Annotated in this window: 13 protein-coding genes; 8 read left to right on the forward strand and 5 right to left on the reverse strand. The window is 69.9% G+C overall.

Annotated elements, in window-relative coordinates:
* The first annotated feature begins 29 nt into the window (after positions 1–29).
* The 5 genes from LXB15_RS16630 to edd all read left to right on the forward strand — a co-directional run bounded on the left by LXB15_RS16630 (position 30) and on the right by edd (position 7,503).
* The gene (locus tag LXB15_RS16630; RefSeq protein ID WP_233949504.1) at positions 30–728 is read left to right on the forward strand and encodes a biliverdin-producing heme oxygenase; all 699 of its coding nucleotides are present in this window, start codon (positions 30–32) and stop codon (positions 726–728) included.
* Positions 725–3,319 (forward strand): HWE histidine kinase domain-containing protein, encoded by a 2,595-nt coding sequence (locus LXB15_RS16635; protein WP_233949505.1) that lies wholly within the window; start codon positions 725–727, stop codon positions 3,317–3,319. The genes LXB15_RS16630 and LXB15_RS16635 overlap by 4 nt, the downstream gene beginning before the upstream one ends.
* A gap of 147 nt (positions 3,320–3,466) precedes the next feature.
* Positions 3,467–4,945 carry a glucose-6-phosphate dehydrogenase gene (gene zwf / locus LXB15_RS16640; RefSeq protein ID WP_233949506.1) on the forward strand — a complete coding sequence of 493 codons (1,479 nt, stop codon included), beginning with the start codon at positions 3,467–3,469 and terminating at the stop codon, positions 4,943–4,945.
* 7 nt (positions 4,946–4,952) lie between these two features.
* Positions 4,953–5,660 carry a 6-phosphogluconolactonase gene (pgl, locus tag LXB15_RS16645; protein ID WP_233949507.1) on the forward strand — a complete coding sequence of 236 codons (708 nt, stop codon included), beginning with the start codon at positions 4,953–4,955 and terminating at the stop codon, positions 5,658–5,660.
* Between the two features lie 25 nt (positions 5,661–5,685).
* On the forward strand, positions 5,686–7,503 hold the full coding sequence (gene edd, locus LXB15_RS16650) for a phosphogluconate dehydratase (RefSeq protein WP_233949508.1): 1,818 nt from the start codon (positions 5,686–5,688) through the stop codon (positions 7,501–7,503).
* A 66-nt stretch (positions 7,504–7,569) separates the two neighbouring features.
* On the opposite strand, the gene LXB15_RS16655 is transcribed toward edd, so the two are convergent.
* A complete protein-coding gene (locus tag LXB15_RS16655; RefSeq protein WP_233949509.1) occupies positions 7,570–9,492 on the reverse strand; it encodes a GumC family protein in 1,923 nt (640 codons plus the stop codon).
* A 100-nt stretch (positions 9,493–9,592) separates the two neighbouring features.
* Positions 9,593–10,639 carry an endo-1,4-beta-xylanase gene (locus LXB15_RS16660; RefSeq protein ID WP_233949510.1) on the reverse strand — a complete coding sequence of 349 codons (1,047 nt, stop codon included), beginning with the start codon at positions 10,637–10,639 and terminating at the stop codon, positions 9,593–9,595.
* A gap of 150 nt (positions 10,640–10,789) precedes the next feature.
* Here LXB15_RS16660 and LXB15_RS16665 point away from each other — a divergent pair, with 150 nt between their 5' ends.
* A complete protein-coding gene (locus LXB15_RS16665) occupies positions 10,790–12,097 on the forward strand; it encodes a lipopolysaccharide biosynthesis protein (RefSeq protein WP_233949511.1) in 1,308 nt (435 codons plus the stop codon).
* Here the strand turns inward: LXB15_RS16665 and LXB15_RS16670 are convergent.
* The 3 genes from LXB15_RS16670 to LXB15_RS16680 are packed head-to-tail and all read right to left on the reverse strand — an operon-like array spanning position 12,069 to position 14,998.
* Complete coding sequence (locus LXB15_RS16670; RefSeq protein WP_233949512.1) at positions 12,069–12,947, reverse strand: DUF6492 family protein; 879 nt, start codon at positions 12,945–12,947, stop codon at positions 12,069–12,071. The two genes, LXB15_RS16665 and LXB15_RS16670, sit on opposite strands and share 29 nt — an antisense overlap.
* Positions 12,948–12,977: 30 nt before the next feature.
* Positions 12,978–13,760, reverse strand: coding sequence for a WecB/TagA/CpsF family glycosyltransferase (locus LXB15_RS16675; RefSeq protein WP_233953215.1), 783 nt, complete (start codon positions 13,758–13,760; stop codon positions 12,978–12,980).
* A gap of 5 nt (positions 13,761–13,765) precedes the next feature.
* Positions 13,766–14,998 (reverse strand): glycosyltransferase family 4 protein, encoded by a 1,233-nt coding sequence (locus LXB15_RS16680; protein ID WP_233949513.1) that lies wholly within the window; start codon positions 14,996–14,998, stop codon positions 13,766–13,768.
* Between the two features lie 208 nt (positions 14,999–15,206).
* Here LXB15_RS16680 and LXB15_RS16685 point away from each other — a divergent pair, with 208 nt between their 5' ends.
* Positions 15,207–16,187, forward strand: a complete 981-nt coding sequence (locus LXB15_RS16685) for a glycosyltransferase family 2 protein (protein ID WP_233949514.1) — start codon at positions 15,207–15,209, stop codon at positions 16,185–16,187.
* On the forward strand, positions 16,156–17,463 hold the full coding sequence (locus tag LXB15_RS16690) for an O-antigen ligase (RefSeq protein WP_233949515.1): 1,308 nt from the start codon (positions 16,156–16,158) through the stop codon (positions 17,461–17,463). The genes LXB15_RS16685 and LXB15_RS16690 overlap by 32 nt, the downstream gene beginning before the upstream one ends.

Raw genomic sequence — 17,463 nt, forward strand, 5'->3', positions numbered from 1 at the left:
CGCGGCGCGGGGCGGCGCAACCGCCCGCGATGACCTTGAAGGGCCTGCCTTTTCAAGGCATTTCCTTGCTCCTGATGAACGATGTGGCGATCCGTCCTGTTGAGAAGCCCGGCCCGGGCCAAACCCGCGCGGCCTCGTCCCTGCGCGCCCTGCTACGGGAGACGACCGCTTCGTCGCATCAGCGGCTCGACCGGCACTTCCTCGGCATGACCGAGGCCGGCGACGCCACCTTCTACCACCGCTTCATCCGCATGAACCACGCCTGCCACACGACGCTCGAGTCGGCACTGGCCGTGATCACGCAACGCCTCGGCGAGCCGCTGCTGGCCCGGCGCGAGCCGTTGCTGGCCGCACTGTCGCAGGACATCCGGGCGATGGACCTCGTCCCCGTCGATCCCGCGCCGCTGCAACTCGGCGGCACGGACCTGCCGGAAGCGGCGGGGCTGGTCTACGTGCTCGACGGCTCGCGGCTGGGCGCCCGCTTCATTCATCGGGAGTTCATCGCGAAGAATCTAGCACGGCGGTGGCCGGGCATCTCGACCGCCTATCTTGCCGGCGCCGCCGCCCCCGACCCGTTCGGCGACCGCATGGATGCCCTGTCCGGCCGGGTCGTGTCGGAGAGCGCCCGGCAGAGGGCTGGCGCCGCGGCGCAAGCCGCCTTCGCCCTGTTCGAAGCTGCTTTCGACGACGCCTGTCGCCGTACGCAACCGGAGACCGCCCCGTCTTGAACCACAGCGACGACCCCACGCAGTTCGCCGTCGACCTGACCAATTGCGACCGCGAACCGATCCATCGGCTCGGCCGGATCCAGGACTTCGGCTTTCTCGTGGCCGCCTCGATGGACTGGATGATCCAGCACGTCTCGGCGAATGTCGGAAGCTTCGTCGACGGCTCGCCCGATACGCTGCTCGGCGAGCCGCTGGATACGCTGCTGCCGCCCGGCGCGATGCATGCGATCCGCGGCCGGCTGCAGTTGCTGACCCACAACGAAGGCTCAGAGCGGCTGTTCGGCTTCGACCTCCTCGGCACCGGCCGGCTGTTCGACGTCGCCGTGCATGTCAGCGGGCATTCGATCGTCATCGAGGCGGAGCCCTCCGCCGAACGGCCGACGACCAATCCCGGCACGCTGGTCAAGAGCCTGATCGCGCGGATCCAGCGTACCGACGATCTGAACGGCCTCTTCCGGGAAAGCGTGCGGCAGCTGCGTGCCGTGACCGGCTTCGACCGGGTGATGCTCTACCGCTTCGCCGAGGACAAGTCCGGCGAGGTCGTCGCCGAATCGGCGCGCAGCGGCCTCGAGAGCTTCCTCGGCCTGCATTATCCCGCGACGGACATTCCGCAGCAGGCCCGTGCCCTCTACGTGCGCAACCAGATCCGTATCATCGCCGACGTGCTCGCCGAGCCGGTGCCGATCGAGCCGGGCCTCGATCCGAACGGCGAGACGCTCGATCTCTCGCTGTCGCTGCTGCGCGCGGTCTCGCCGATCCACATCGAGTATCTGAAGAACATGGGCGTCTCCGCCTCCTTCTCGGTGTCGATCGTCATCGACGGCCGGCTCTGGGGACTTTTTGCCCTGCACCACTACAGCCCGCGCCACCTGGCGATGGAGTTGCGCAGTACGACGGAACTGTTCGGCCAGATGATCGCCCTGATCATCGAGGCGCGGCTGCAGAAGGAGCAGCGGCGCGCGGAGGAAGCGGTGCGCGACCTGCACGACCGGTTCGTCGGCAAGATCGTCTCGGCGACGCCGTCGGTCGAGGCACTGGCGGACTTCGCCGACGACCTGCGGCAGATCGTGCCCTGCCACGGCTTTGCCGTCTACGCCAAGGGCACGGCGCGCAGCTTCGGCCATTGCCCGCTGCCGGACGACATGCCGGCGCTGGCACGCTTTCTCAACCGCGCCGCGGCGAGCCGGATCTACGCCACGGATGAACTGGCGGCGGTGCATCCGGCGGCCGAAGGCTACGCCGACCGCGTCGCCGGCGTCCTGGCGATCCCGATCTCACGGTCGCCGCGCGACTATCTGCTGTTCTTCCGCAAGGAGCTCGTCCAGACCATCCACTGGGCCGGCAATCCGGCGTCGAAGATCGCCGCCTCCGGACCGAACGGGGCGCGGCTGACCCCGCGCAAGAGCTTCGAGGCCTGGCAGGAAACCGTGCGGGGCAAGTCGCTGGCGTTCACCGAGGCCGAGCGCAAGGCGGCCGAGACGCTGCGCGTGTCGATCCTGGAAGTGCTGCTGCGCTTCAACGAGGAGACCGAGCGCCGGCAGTCGCTCGCGGCGCAGCGCCAGGAACTGCTGATAGCCGAACTGAACCACCGGGTGCGCAACATCCTCAGCCTGATCCGCGCGCTGATCGTCCAGAGCCGGCCCGGTGTCCGCACGGTCGACGAGTTCGCGGCGGTCATCGGCGGCCGCATCCAGGCGCTGGCCCGGGCGCACGACCAGCTCACCAAGCAGAATTTCGCCGCGCAGGATCTCTCGGAGATCATCCAGACCGAGGTGCAGGCCTATATCGGCAACAAGGCCGGACGCGTGCGTCTGGAGGGACCGGAGGTCGACGTCGAGGCGCGCGCCTTCTCGACGCTGGCACTGGTCTTTCACGAACTGGTAACCAACTCGGCGAAATACGGCGCGCTGTCGGATTCCAGCGGCTCGGTCGCGGTTGCATGGCATATCGACGCCGACGATACCTGCCGGATCGACTGGCGCGAGATGGGCGGGCCGCCGGTGGCGCCGCCGAGCCGGCGCGGCTTCGGCTCGACCATCATCGAGCGCTCGATCCCGCACGATCTCGGCGGCGAAGCCGAGGTCAACTATCATCTGTCCGGCTTGTCGGCCCGTTTCGGCCTGCCGGCCTCGCACTATCAACTCAGGGACGGCGACTCACCCCGCCCCCGTATCGGGGAAGCCCCCCAGACAGCGGCCACTATGACCGAAACCGGCAGCCTCCACGGCCTCAACGCCCTCATTGTGGAGGACAACATGATCATCGCCCTCGATGCCGAGCAGATCCTGCTCGACAACGGCGTCGCCAAGGTGTTCACCGCGGCCAGCGTCGCCGACGCGCTGACGATCATCGACGCCGAGGCGGTGGACCTCGCGATGCTCGACGTCAATCTCGGCGCCGAGACGAGCTTCCCGCTGATCTCGCCGCTCAACCGCAAGAACATCCCGTTCATCTTCGTCACCGGCTACGGCGAGGTGCTGGACCTGCCGGAGGACGCCGGCCCGGTGGAATCGATCAAGAAGCCGTTCGCCGATCACCAGATGCTGGCGGCGCTGGCGCGGGCACACGCCCGGCGGCAGGCCGCGGGCTGACTGGCCCGACGGCCCTACAGTTGCCCTGACCGACGCTTGCGCCGGGCTTTCGGCGATTTTCTCTCGGCGGTGGAATTATTCAATCGATTAGACTAAAGAGCGGGCTGATCCCTCGCGATCGCGTCGCTTTTCGACAAGGGACACAGCATGTCCAGCCAGATCATTCCGGTCGATCCCTTCGACTACGTCGTCTTTGGCGGCAATGGCGACCTGGCGGAGCGCAAGCTCCTGCCGGCGCTCTATCACCGCGACCACGACGGACAGATCCCGGCTGAAGCGCGCATCATCGGCGCCTCGCGCAGCGAGATCAGCGACGACGACTACCGGGCCTTCGCCCGGGAGGCGCTGCGCCAGCATGTCGGCGCGGCCGACCTGGACGAGAGCGCGATCGAGCGCTTTCTGGCGCGGCTCCACTACCGCCAGATCGATGCCAAGGCGGATGGCGGCTGGGACAGCCTGCGCGCCCTGCTCGACGAAGCCGATCCGACCCGCATCCGCGCCTTCTATTTGGCCGTCGGCCCGGCGCTGTTCGCCGACATCGCCACGCGGATCAGCGAAAAGGGCCTCGCCACGCCGGAGAGCCGGCTGGTCGTCGAGAAGCCGGTCGGCCGCGACCTCGAATCCGCGCGGGCGCTCAACGCCATCATCGGGGAGCATTTCAGCGAGGAGCAGGTCTTCCGCATCGACCACTATCTCGGCAAGGAGACGGTGCAGAACCTGATGGCGCTGCGCTTCGCCAACGCGCTCTACGAGCCGGTCTGGAACTCCGCGCATATCGACCACGTGCAGATCACGGTGGCCGAGTCCGTAGGCCTCGAGGGCCGCGCCGGCTATTACGACAAGGCCGGCGCACTGCGCGACATGGTGCAGAACCATATCGTGCAGCTGATGTGCCTGGTGGCGCTGGAGCCGCCGGCATCGCTGGATTCGGACGCGCTGCGCGACGAGAAGCTGAAGGTGCTGCGCGCCCTTCGCCCGATCGACCAGAGCAATGTTGAGACCCGCACCGTGCGCGGCCAGTACAAGCAGGGAGCCTCGGGGGGCGCGGCGGTTCGCTCGTATCTCGAGGATCTCGGCAATGGCGGCAGCGACACCGAGACCTTCGTCGCCATCAAAGCGGAGATCGGCAACTGGCGCTGGGCCGGCGTGCCGTTCTATCTGCGCACCGGCAAGCGCCTGTCGGAGCGCATGTCGGAGATCGTCGTCACCTTCCGGCCGATCCCCCACAACATCTTCGCGGGCTCGGCCGGCAACGTCATCCAGAACCAGCTGGTCATGCGGCTGCAGCCCGACGAGGGCGTCAAGCAGTGGCTGATGATCAAGGATCCCGGCCCGGGCGGCATGCGGCTGCGGCACGTGCCGCTCGACATGAGCTTTGCCGCCTCCTTCGGGGTGCGCAACCCCGATGCCTACGAGCGCCTGCTGATGGACGTCATCCGCGGCAACCAGACCCTGTTCATGCGCCGCGACGAGGTCGAGGCGGCGTGGGAATGGGTCGACCCCATCCTGCGCGGCTGGGAAGAGAAGGGCATGAAGCCGCAGGGCTACACGGCCGGAACCTGGGGCCCGTCCTCGGGCGTCGCGCTGATCGAGCGCGACGGCCGGACCTGGCACGAGCCGGATTGAGCCGGTCTTGAGCGCCGCCCCCGCCTTCCATTCTTACGAATCGCGCGAGGATCTCGCCGAGGCGCTGGCGGCGGGCGTCGCGGCGGTGCTCGCCGGCGCCATCGCGACGCGCGGGGTCGCGACCCTTGCCGTCTCGGGCGGCTCGACGCCCAAGCGCTTCCTCGAATGCCTCGCGGCGACCGAGATCGACTGGGCCAGCGTCACCGTCACGCTGGTCGACGAGCGATGGGTGCCGGAGACCAGCGAACGCTCCAATGCCGCCATGGTGCGGCGGCACCTGCTCGCCGGCCCCGCCGCCGACGCGCATTTCCTGCCGTTCTACATCGACGCACCTGCGCCGGAAGACGTCGCCGAGGAACTGCGCCTGCGCTTCCTGCGGCTCGCCCGTCCGTTCGACGCGACGGTGCTCGGCATGGGCGCCGACGGACACACTGCCTCGTTCTTTCCGGAAGCCGACGATCTCGCCGCCGCCATCGATCCGCAGACCCGCGAGCCGGTCGCTGCGATCCGCGCGCCGGGCGCCGGCGAGCCGCGCGTCACCCTCACCCTGCCGCTGATCGTCGACACGCGGTTCCTCGCCCTCCATATCGAGGGTGAGGCGAAGCTTGCCGTCTACGAGGAAGCGCTTCGGCCTGGCCCGGTCGAGGCAATGCCGGTGCGCGCCGTGCTGCGCGCCCCGCGGGACGACAAGCTGGCCGTGTTCTGGGCGCCCTGAAACCGCATCTCACGAGGTTCCGTCGATGACCGCAGATCGCCGCATCGAAGAAATCACCGATCGCATCCGCGAGCGCTCGGCGCCGACGCGGGACGCCTATCTCGCGCGCATCCGCCGGAAGGCGAGCGACGGCCCGAAGCGCTCGACGCTGACCTGCGGCAACCTTGCCCATGGCTTCGCGGCCTGCGGGCCGACGGACAAGGAACGGCTGTCGGCCGGCGCGACGCCCAATCTCGGCATCATCACCGCCTATAACGACATGCTGTCGGCGCATCAGCCGTTCGAGCGCTACCCGGAGATCATCCGCGAGACGGCGCGCTCGGTCGGCGCCACGGCGCAGGTCGCCTCGGGCGTCCCGGCGATGTGCGACGGCGTCACCCAGGGCCAGGCGGGCATGGAACTGTCGCTGTTCTCGCGCGACGTCATCGCCATGGCGACTGCCGTCGGCCTCAGCCACGACATGTTCGACGCTGCCGTCTATCTCGGCGTCTGCGACAAGATCGTGCCGGGCCTCGTCATCGCCGCGCTCACCTTCGGCCACCTGCCGGCGATCTTCATCCCGGCCGGACCGATGACCTCGGGCCTGCCCAACGACGAAAAGAGCCGCATCCGCCAGCTCTACGCCGAGGGCAAGGTCGGACGCGACGCGCTGCTCGAGGCGGAGTCGCAGTCCTATCATGGCCCCGGCACCTGCACCTTCTACGGCACCGCCAACTCCAACCAGATGCTGATGGAGATCATGGGCCTGCACACGCCGGGCTCGTCCTTCATCAACCCCAACACGCCGCTGCGCGACGCGCTGACCCGCGAGGCGACGCGGCGGGCCCTGTCGATCACCGCCCTCGGCAACGAATACACGCCCGCCGGCCTCGTGGTGGACGAGCGGGCGGTGGTCAACGGCGTCGTCGGGCTGCACGCCACCGGCGGCTCGACCAACCACACGATGCATCTCGTCGCGATGGCCGCGGCGGCCGGGATCAAGCTCAGCTGGCAGGACATTTCCGACCTGTCGGACGTAACGCCGCTGCTGGCGCGCGTCTATCCGAACGGCCTTGCCGACGTGAACCATTTCCACGCCGCCGGCGGCATGGGCTTCCTGATCCGCGAACTGCTCGACCGCGGGCTGCTGCACGACGACGTGCGCACCGCTTGGGGCGCCGGGCTGCGCGCCTACGCCGTCGAAGCCAAGCTCGGCGGGGACGGCCAGTCGGTGGTCCGCACCGACGCGCCGCGCGAGAGCGGCGACCCGAAGGTGCTGACCACCGCGGACCAGCCCTTCTCCTCCAATGGCGGCGTGCGGATGCTCACCGGCAATCTCGGCAAGGCGGTGATCAAGGTGTCCGCGGTCAAGCCGGAGCGGCGCGTCGTCGAGGCGCCGGCAAAGATCTTCCACGACCAGAACGACCTCAAAGCAGCGTTCGATACCGGCGCCCTGAACACGGATTTCGTCGCCGTGGTGCGCTTCCAGGGGCCGCAGTCCAACGGGATGCCGGAACTGCACAAGCTGACGCCGCTGCTCGGCGTGCTGCTGGATCGCGGCCACCGCGTCGCGCTGGTCACCGACGGGCGGATGTCGGGGGCGAGCGGCAAGGTGCCGGCGGCGATCCACGTGACGCCGGAGGCCAAGGCCGGCGGGCCGATCGCCCGGATCCGCGAGGGCGACATGATCCGGCTCGACGGCGAGGCCGGAACGCTGGAAGTGCTGATCGATGCGGCCGAGTTCGAGGCACGCATGCCCGAGCAGCCGGACCTGTCGGGCAACGAGTTCGGCATGGGCCGCGAGCTCTTCGCCGCCTTCCGCTCGGCCGTCGGCACCGCCGACCAGGGCGCCAGCGTCTTCTGACGGGCCGACCCCTTTTGGGGGTCGGCGTTCCTCGGACGGCTTGGTATCTTCGGCGGCGCGCCCTGCTCAGACGGCCTGGCGTCGGCTGCGGATCTCGGCGATGTGCCGCTTCACCGCCGCGATGTCCTCCTGGAGGCGTTCGACCTCGGCGTCTTCCTCGATCATCGCAAGGCTCGGATTGGCTGGCGCGGGATGTTCCGCGGCCAGCGCCTGGATGCGCTCCCGCAAGGTGCGACGGCGTTCCACCGGGGCCGCGGGTTCTTCCGCCTCGGAGTCCTCGGTCTCCGGCTCCTGCGCCGGCAGGTCGGCCTTGGCCGGAGCCTGCGGCGCCGTCGGCGGTGCCAGCGGCTCGGTCACGGTGGCGGCGACGTCGTCCTCCCTGTCGGCCGAAGCCTCGGCCTTGGCTTCCGCCGTCTCCGCCTCGGCCGGGCGTTCCCGTCGCAGCTCGCCGGCGCCGGCGAGCACGCTCGGCCGGAAGCCGGCCGTCGCGTCCGGGAGCCGCAGGGTGGTCGCGATCGGCGCCGCCGGGGCCACCGGGCGCGAGGCCGGCATGCTGCGGACGAGCACGATGACCGCCCAGAGCACCGCCAGCCCGACGCCCACCATGAGGCCGAGGACGGCGCCGATCAGCACCACCGCCCGGCGCGGAACGCTGGACGGCTCCAGCGGCGGCGTCGCCGAGGAGATCACCCGGACATTGGCGGTATTCAGCATCTCCTGCTCGCCGGTCTCGCGGGCCCGGAGCAGGAACGCCTCGTAAACCGCCCTCGAGGCTTCCACCTCGCGCTCGAGCTCGCGCAGCTTGACGAAGGATTCGCTGGTGGCGACCTGCTTGGTCTTCAAATCGTCGATCTGGGCGGTGAGATTGCGGTTGGTCTCCTCGGCGCGCGAGAGCTCGGTCTGCGCCGCGGCGACGATGCGGCTGACCTCCTGGCTGATCGCGCTGCGGGCCGACTCCAGCGCCTGCCGGCTGGCCAGCAGCTGCGGGTGCCGCGGACCGAGCGTCACGGCAAGGCTCGCCGTCTGCTGGGCGAGCTCGGAATAGGTATTGCGCAGGCGGCTGAGGGCCTCCGAGGTCAGTTCCTCGGGGAACGAGCCCTCGACGACCGCGTCGACGCTGGCATTGGCCATCTGCTCGGCACGCACCCGCAGCGCGGTGATGTCGCTGCGCGACCGTGCCAGCTGGTCGTTCATGCGCAGGATGTAGTCGTCGTCCACCAGGCGGCCGTTGACGCCGACCAGCCCGTTTGCCGACTTGTACTCCTCCACCGCACGCTCGGCCGCGACGACCGACTGGCGCAGTTCGGCCAGGCGCGAGGACAGGGCGTCGCTGGCGCGCCGCGCCGTCGAGGACTGCACCCGGCCCAGCTGGTCGATGAAGGTCTCGGCGACCCGGTTCACCAGCTGCGCCGACTTCTCCGGGTCCCATGTCTCGACGCTGAGATTGAGGACGAAGCTCTTCGGATCGCGGCTGACGGTGGTCGCCTCACGAAAATTGGCGATGGTCTGCAGGCGGCGGCGGGTGTCGATCTGCTCCTGGTCGCCGAACAGGCCTTCGAACGAGGCCATCAGCGAGCCGAAGGCGGTTTCGGCGGTGCCGTTGAACTCCGGGTCCGACACCAGGCCTGCCTCGTCCACGACGCGGCCCAGCACGTCGTTGGAATAGATCACCGCCATCTGGCTCTCGATCAGCGCCAGCGTCGCGTCGGAAGGCAGGCCGTTCGGCGTCACCTCGTTGGCGACGACCTTGATGTCGCGCGGATCGGCGAGGATCTCGGTGGTCGCCGTGTATTCCTTGGGGGTCGACAGCGCCACGGCCGCGGCGATCAGGATTCCCACGATGGTGGTGAAGGCGATCAGCCACTTCGACGCCCAGACCGAGCGGATGATGTAGACCGGGTCGAGAAGCGAGGACGGTGCCGGCGGCGCGGCCCGGCGATCGTGGCGAGCAGTGTCTGGGGTACCGGGAATGCTGGAATTCGAGAACATGGGCTGCCACCGCTTCGCCAAGCGCCCTTACGACAAGGCCGCTCCCGAGACGCCAAAAATCGTCCTTTATGCTCAATAAACGGTTAAGACGGGACGATACTCAGCGACCCTGCCGCAACCGCTCGTCGAGCAGCCGCATCCAGTCCTTTGGTACCATATCGCCATCGAGCGGCAAGGGCCGCTGGGGCGCGCCGTCCGGTCGCGGCAGGACCGCCGGGATCCAGCTGTAGCGGTCGCTGATGCCCCAGACGATCACCGCCTCGGGCGGCTTCCAGGCAAACAGCGCGTCGAGCAGGTCGGAGACCAGCCGATAGGCGGTGGCGTCCTGCGCCTGCGGTTCGGCGGGGCCGTGCCAGTCGATGATGTCGAGCTCCGTCACCAGCAGCCCGACGCCGAGCGCGTCGAGTTCGCGGTTAAAGCGCTCGAGGCCGGGCCCGTCGACCTGGCGGTCGGCATAGAGATGCCCCTGCATGCCGACGCCGTGCACCGCGACGCCGCCATCCTGCAGCTGCCGGACGATCGACAGCATCACGTCGCGGCGGGCGTCGAAGCGCGGGCCGACGAATTCGAGGTCATAGTCGTTGATCACCAGCCGCGCCGCCGGATCCGCCCGCGCGGCAGCGGCGAAGGCGATCGGGATGTGCCGCGGACCGAGCTTGCGCAGCCAGCCGGTGCGGCGCAGCGGGCCCTCCTGCTGCGGGTCGTGGGCGATCACCTCGTTGACGACGTCCCAGCCGGCGAGCTTGCCGCGATAGCGGTCGGTGACCCGCTCGACATGTTCGACAAGCGCGGCCTCGGCCTCGGCCGGATCGTCGATCGCCTCGACCCAGGGGGGCATGGCGTTCCACCAGACATGGCAGGTGCCGCGCGACTGGCGGCCATTCTCCAGGGCGAATTCCACCAGCCGGTCGGCGGGCTCGAAGTTCCAGGCGTCGCGCGTCGGCCGGATCTGGTCGAACTTCAGCTCGTTCATCGGCATGATCAGGTCGCAGTGGTCGAGAAACGCCTGGCGATAGGCCGGATCGGCGTCGAAATACTCGGCCTGGATGGCGCCGCCCAGCGGGACGCGGCGCGGCGCGGCGACGGGCGCGCCCGCCGCCTTGCGATCGGCGGCGCCGGCAACCAGCAGTCCCGCTCCGGCCGCCATGAAGGAACGCCGCGTTAAGAGTGCCGCGCTACTGGTGGGATGGGCGGCCGGGCGATCTTCCGGCACAATCGCGCCGCCGACTGCGGCCGGGCGGTGCCCGACTGGATGCCGATGCGTGATCATCGATGGCCCTATCCCCAGGAAGCGTGAATGGCGGCGATCGCAGTGTGGACAGGAAGGCTTAAGGGCAACCTAAACCTGATGCGCGACTACGCCTCGCTGCTGTCCGGCTCGGCCGGCCGGCTGGTGCTGTCGCTCGCCTATTTCGTCTGCGTCGCCAACGCGCTGTCGGTCGGCGATTTCGGCCTCTTCGCCACCGCCTCGGCCACCGGCATCGTGCTGTCGCGGATCGCCGGCTTCGGCTTCGTCTCGCCGCTCTACCGGGTGGCGACCGCGCGTTCGCGGCTGATCGGGGCCTACACGGCGGGTCTGCTGGCGGCCTTCGCCCTGTCGCTGCCGCTGGTCGCCATCGCGGCCGCCGGCTTCTACCTGTTCTTCTTCCATGGCGAGATGGGCATCGGCGCGTTCGCCGCGATCATCGCGGCCGAGGTGCTGTGCTGGCGCAGCCTGGAGATCGTCACCATCGTCAACAACGGCCTCGGGCGCTTCGCGCGCGGGGCGATCATCGTCATCGCCGGCTCGGCGATCCGGGCGGCGGCGGCGGTGGGCTTCCTGCTCCTCGGCGGCGGCTCGCTGGCGACCTGGTCGCTGGCCTATCTCGGCGCCAACGCGGTCGCGGCGGTGCTCGCGGTGCTGTTCTACTATCCGCGCCAACCGCTGCGCTTTCGCCCGGAACTCTACCTCGCGCGCTGGCGCGACAGCGTCTCGGTCGCCGGGGCGGAAGTGATCTTCTATCTGCAGTCGGAACTCGACAAGCTGCTGGTGCTGTCGCTGGGCGGCCCGCAGGCGGCGGGCATCTACGCCATCCTGATGCGGCTGATCGACCTGACGGCACTGCCGATCCGCGCCTTCAACACGATGATCGTGCAGCGCATGATGCGCAACCCGGCGCTGGTCGGCCGCTGGCCGGTGCGCTGGGGCGTCGAGGCGGGCGTCGCCGTGGTCTCGATCGCGGGCCTTGCCGCCCTCGGCGGCTTCCTCCACGTCTTCCCGACGGCGCTCGGCGACAACGTCGCCGACGCCGCGCCGCTGGTCCTCGCCGCCCTCGCCGTGCCGGCGTTCCGCAACCTCATCGAATACGAGAGCGAGCTGCTCTACGCCCGCGGCCGAACCACGCTGCGCGCGCTGATCCTGGCGATCGTCGGGCTGATCAAGGCGGGCTTTCTGGTGATGCTGTTGCGCACGGTCCCGACGGCCGAAGGCCTGGTGCTCGGGCTCAACGGGCTGTTCTTCGCGCTGTGGATCGTCTCGGCCGCGGCGACCTACGCGGCGCTGGACTGGTCGCGCCCGCCCCGGGCGAGGCGCGCCGTCACGCCAGTCCCGCAGCCCGGCGAATGAGGCCGGGCTCGGTCCCGGTGAAGGACTGGATCCCCGCCGCCACCTGATGCGGCTCAAGCTGGCTGGCAAAATCCGTCAGCGCCTCGGCGCCGAGGGCCGCTCCCGTCCAGTACATGTGGCAGAGGTCGATATCGCCGGGCAGATGCCGGTCCGGCCGCCGCTCCAGCTCGTCGACGAAGCGCCCGTAGAGCGTGCATTCGGACAGCGCGCGGGTAGCCGCCAGCGCCGCTGCCCAGGAACCGCCGGTCCGGTCCTCGATCCGGGCGAGCATGTCGCGGACGCTGTCGCTGCGCCAGGCGATCAGCGTGGCGATATAGACGGTGTCGGTTTCCTCGGGTTCCTCGATGCCGAGCAGCCGCCCCGCCTTGCGCGACCACTTGCGATGCTCCTCGCGGGCGCCGGGCGCCAGCGTCGCCAGCGCGCCGGGCCGGCGGTAGAACCGCACCCTGCCGCCCTCCTCGAACCAGGCGACGTCGAACGGACGCAGGAACACCACGTCCGAATCGACCGAGACCATCACCGTCTCGTCCAGCGCCGCCGCCATGGCGATGCGGCGCAGCTGCTGCACATGCCAGCCGCGCAGCGGCGGGCCCTTCGGCGACAGCCAGAAGCGCCGGCGCCCGAGCGACAGCGGATCGGGAAACGGACGCAGCCAGGCGGGCAGGAGGTCGCGCTCGTCGACGATCTCGCGGCGCGGACCGGCAAGACTGCGGAACAGCGCCACGTCGCGCGCCTCGACCAGGATGAGGTGGCGCGTGTGGCCGGTGACCCGGCGATCGATGCTCTCGCAGAGCAGCCGGCATCGCTCGAAGTCGCCGCGATAGCTCGACGTTACGATGGCTGTCTGCAAGCTTCCTCCGACATCACCCACCGGCTGACGTCAGGCCGCGGTCCGATTCCGCCGCAACCTATCGCGCAAAATCTCCAGCAGAAAGAGCGGATTGCCGAGAATGTAGCGGCGCCACAGCCGGCCGGGCTCGAGCGCCAGCCGCCAGAGCCATTCGAGCCGCAGGGCGCGGACGGCCCGGGGCGCCCGCGCGACATTGCCGGCGAGGAAATCGAACAGCGCGCCGACGCCGACGAACAGCCGGCCGTGGCGGGCGTCGAGATGCTCGGCGATGAACAGCTCCTGCGCCGGCACGCCCATCGCCACGAGCACGATGTCCGGCCGCTCGGCCGCCAGCGATGCCAGCACGGGCGCGCGGTCCGCGCCGAAATAGCCGTCGGAGACCGGGATATAGACATGCGCGGGAATCGAAGCGGCGAGCCTTTCCGCCGCCCGCTCCGCCACGCCGGGCGCCCCGCCGACCAGCGCGACCCGCAGCGGACCGCCCAGCCCGGCGAGCAGGCGCGGCACGAAATCCGTGCCGTTGAGGTTCTCGCGGAAGGCGGCGCCGTGGAGAACCCGACCCGCGATGTCGATCCCGACCCCGTCGGGAAGGACCAGGAACTGCGCCAACGCCTCCCGGTAGTGTGCATCGCGCCGGGCGAGATTGACGCAGTGGGCGTTGAGGAAGGCGAGACGCGTCGGGTGACCGGCGGCGAGCAGCGCGTCCAGCACCCCGATAACCGCTTCGCCGGTGGCGTCGGCGACCGCAATGCCGGCGAGGGTCCGGACCGGCAGGGCCTCCGGCGCCGATGCGGCCGAGCGCGGCGGCGTCATCGCCGTCAACGCGGGTCTCCGGCGAGCGCCGGCCGGAGTCTCGCGCCCTCGCCGAACATCCGGCGCTCGAAGGCGAGGCCGCGGGAGAAATGCGCCAGTCCCGCCGCGATGCCGGCGTCGAGCGCCTGCTGCTGCGAGGCGGCAAAGTCGCTTCCGTCGAGCCGGTTGCCGCCACCTTCCCGTTCCGCCGCGACGCGTGCGGCGAGCAAGGCGGCGAACGCCGCCGGGTCGTCCGCGACGTCGACATTGGCCGGCAGCGCCGCGACGCCCCGCAGGGCCTGCGGCGTTGCGACGGCCGGCATGCCTTCCTCGAAGGCCTCGATGGTCTTCAGCTGCACGCCGGTGCCGCCTTTGGTGGCGAGGGCCAGCACCCGCGAGGCGCGCACGAAGCGCTGCGCGTCGTCGACCCGGCCGAGAAACGCGATGTTCGAGGGCGTTGCGGGCGGCGGCCCGTCGAGCCGGCCGGCGATGGCGACCGTCATGTCGGACGGCAGCCGCGGCGCCACCTCCGCCAGGAACCAGTCGAGGCCGACCCGGTTCGGCGCCCAGCTCCATGTGCCGATCAGCCCGATGTCGTGATCGCGGCGGCCGTCGTCGGCGGTGCGGCCGTGGCCGACCGTCATCGCCAGCGGCACGCATTTCGGGTCGCCGGCAAGGCCGAGGCCGGCGCCATCCTCGGCGCTCAGCGTATGCACCACGGCCGCCTCGCGGCAGAGCCGCGCCTCCGCCCGCTTCAGCAGTGCCGCCTCGCGGCGGTAGAGCAGGCGCGTAGCGCGGTTGCCGGCATTGGCGGCGTTTTCCTCGGCCGAGCGGTGCTCGACATTGTGTGCGACGAAGATTGCCGGAAACGCCGTCAGGAAGGGATAGGCCGTCGGCATCTGCAGCGAGTTGAGGACGAGCCCGTCGAACGGCCCGGCCTCGGCAAGGCGCGCCAGGAGATGCCGCCGCGACAGGCCGGCCAGCTTGGCGGCCGTCACCGGCAGCCCCCTGGCGATGGCGGAGGCCAGCCACCGCGCCTTCTGCACCCTTCCCGCCCCGGCATTCTCCAGCGCGATGTCGCCGAGGCAGATCGAGCCCGCCGGCACCGCCGTCCCGCCCCTGTCGTGCCGGCGGAAGCCCGCAAGGCTCAGCCTGACGCCCTGGCGCCGGTACGCCGCGATGATCGCGCGATTGGCGAGCTCGAAACCCGTCGTCGGGTTCTCCGACGGCAGTAGCGATGAAACGAACAGAAGATGCACAGCCCTATCCAGCCCGGTTCGCCTCGGATCCCGCGCAGCATCGCAGCCTGAGATTGCGATTGCCCTAATCCGGCCCTGCAAATACCCGTAAAGAGACCGGCGTGCCGGCCAAATCGGCGGCATGAGCGCCGATTGCGTCCTTCAGGCGATGGTTTCTTCACCTTCTTCTGTTGTTGATCGGGGACGATCGTCCATCACCGGTGCCCGAATGAACGAAGCCGTCAGCATCGAACGCGTGTCTCCCGGCCTTTCCGGCGAGGGGTTCGACGTGGTGGTGACGCTGCCGACCTTCCGGCGGCCGGAGCATCTCCTGCGCACGCTGGCGTCGCTTCAGGCCCAGGAGACGTCGCACCGCTTCGCGGTGATCGTCATCGAGAACGACGACGAGGGCGGCGAAGGCCGCCGTGCCGCCGATCCGCTGTTTGCCGGCGGCGCGCTCGCCGGGCTGGTCATCACCGCGCATGCGCGCGGCAACTGCTCGGCCTACAATGCCGGCTGGGCAACGGCACTCGAGCGCTTTCCGTCGATGCGCTACCTCGCCGTGATCGACGACGACGAACTGGCCGGTCCCGACTGGCTGGAGCGGCTCGTGGCGACGGCGGAGTGCCTGCCGGCCGACATCGTCGGCGGCCCGCAGATCCCGGTCTTCGAGAAGCAGGCCGGCCGCGGGGTGCTGAGGCACCCGGTGTTCGTGCCGCACTACGCGGTCACCGGTCCCGTGCCGATCCTCTACTCCTCCGGCAACGTGCTGATCCGCCGCGCGGTGCTGGAGACGATGGGCGCGCCCTTCCTCGACACCGCCTTCAACTTCATCGGCGGCGGCGACAGCGACTTCTATTCGCGCTGCCGGGAGCGCGGCTTCAGCTTCGGCTGGTGCGCCGAGGCGCCGGTCCACGAGACCACGCCGCCGCGCCGGATGGAATTCTCCTGGCTCAACGCCCGCGGCATGCGCAACGGCGCACTGTCCTCGATCATCGAGCGCCGTCGGCAGGGCGGCCGCCGCGGCAGCGTCCGGCGCCTCGCCAAGAGCGCCGCCCTGCTCGCCGCCTCGCCGTTCCGGTCGGCGGCGCTCGCGGCACGGACCGGCTCGGCCGTCGCCGGCCTCTATCCGATGCAGGTGGCGATCGGCCGCCTGCTCGCGGAATTCGGGATCGTCAATGAGCAATATCGCCGTCCCGACCAGAACTGACGCGGCCCGCGATCCAGCCGGCTCGTGGCTGCTCGACGCCACGCGCCTCGTCCTCGGCGCCGGCCTGCTGACGCTGCTGCTGATGACGTTCTCGCCCTTCGAGTTGTCGTTCGAGGGCAATCGCAACGCCGGCGACATCGTCAACCAGCTCGGCTATTCCTCGCTGGCGGCGCTGGCGCTGGCCGGGCACGTAATGTTCACCGACCGGAGAGTGGCGCTGTCGCTGCTGCGGCCGGCCTGGCTGCTGATGGCTGCATGGCTGGTCGTCGCCGCGCTCTACGCCTACAGCCCGCAGAACGCGCTGCGGACGGCGGCCTTCACCGTCCTTGCGATGATCGCCGCCACGGGCGCGCTGTCGCTGCCGCGCGACGCGCGCTCCTTCCGCATCTGCCTCGCCATCGCGGCGCTCGCCGTGCTCGGCCTCTCCTATGCCGGCATCGTCCTGATGCCTGGCGCCGCCATCCACGATGGCGGCGGGACGGAGCCGCAGCATGCGGGCCTCTGGCGCGGCATCTACAGCCACAAGAACGTCGCCGGCGCGGTGATGGGCGCCCTGTTCTTCTGCGGGCTCTATCTGTTCCGGGCCGGCCAGCGGTGGACCGGACTGCTGGTGACCGGCCTGTCGCTGCTGTTCGTCCTCAACACCGGCTCGAAGACCGCGACGGCGCTGCTGCCGACGGTCGCCTGCCTGGTGATCTTCCTCAGGCTGTCCGGCGGCAGGCTGCTGCCGGCGCTGGCGGTGGGCGCCGCCGTGGCCGCCATGGGCCTTTTGACGCTGGGAACGGTCTTGTCGCCGACCCTCGATTCGCTGCTCCAGGCGATCCTGCCCGGCACCACCTTCACCGGCCGGACCGATCTCTGGCGCTTCGCGCTCGAGCTGTTCCAGGGGCGGGAATGGACCGGCTTCGGGCTGAATTCCTTCTGGCAGACGAACGTCGCCTATGGGGCAGAGCGCAATTTCGAACTGGCCTGGGACCCGCGCTCCAGCCCCAACGGCCACAACGGCTTCCTCGACGTGGCGCTGGCGACCGGCTGGCCCGGCCTCTGCCTCGCCGTGCTGGTGCTGGTGCTCCTGCCGCTGCGCGACTACGTCCGGATCGGCGGCGGGCCGGAAGACCAGCGACTGGCCGACCTGTTCCTGATGATCCTCGCCTTCCTGCTGCTCAACTCGTTCCTGGAGAGCTTCCTGTTCGAGCGCGCGAACCCGATCTGGATGATCCTGTGGATCGCCGTCGCCGGGCTGCGCCTGCTGTCCTGCCACAGGCTGCAGCGATGA

The sequence above is a fragment of the Aurantimonas sp. HBX-1 genome (assembly GCF_021391535.1).
Lineage (GTDB): Bacteria > Pseudomonadota > Alphaproteobacteria > Rhizobiales > Rhizobiaceae > Aurantimonas.

Excerpts from the sequence above, each read along its gene's own strand:
- LXB15_RS16630 (WP_233949504.1), top strand. The coding sequence starts at position 30 with ATGACCTTGAAGGGCCTGCCTTTTCAAGGCATTTCCTTGCTCCTGATG.
- zwf (WP_233949506.1), top strand. The coding sequence starts at position 3,467 with ATGTCCAGCCAGATCATTCCGGTCGATCCCTTCGACTACGTCGTCTTT.
- edd (WP_233949508.1), top strand. The coding sequence starts at position 5,686 with ATGACCGCAGATCGCCGCATCGAAGAAATCACCGATCGCATCCGCGAG.
- LXB15_RS16655 (WP_233949509.1), bottom strand. The coding sequence starts at position 9,492 with ATGTTCTCGAATTCCAGCATTCCCGGTACCCCAGACACTGCTCGCCAC.
- LXB15_RS16660 (WP_233949510.1), bottom strand. The coding sequence starts at position 10,639 with ATGGCGGCCGGAGCGGGACTGCTGGTTGCCGGCGCCGCCGATCGCAAG.
- LXB15_RS16665 (WP_233949511.1), top strand. The coding sequence starts at position 10,790 with ATGGCGGCGATCGCAGTGTGGACAGGAAGGCTTAAGGGCAACCTAAAC.
- LXB15_RS16675 (WP_233953215.1), bottom strand. The coding sequence starts at position 13,760 with ATGACGCCGCCGCGCTCGGCCGCATCGGCGCCGGAGGCCCTGCCGGTC.
- LXB15_RS16685 (WP_233949514.1), top strand. The coding sequence starts at position 15,207 with ATGAACGAAGCCGTCAGCATCGAACGCGTGTCTCCCGGCCTTTCCGGC.
- LXB15_RS16690 (WP_233949515.1), top strand. The coding sequence starts at position 16,156 with ATGAGCAATATCGCCGTCCCGACCAGAACTGACGCGGCCCGCGATCCA.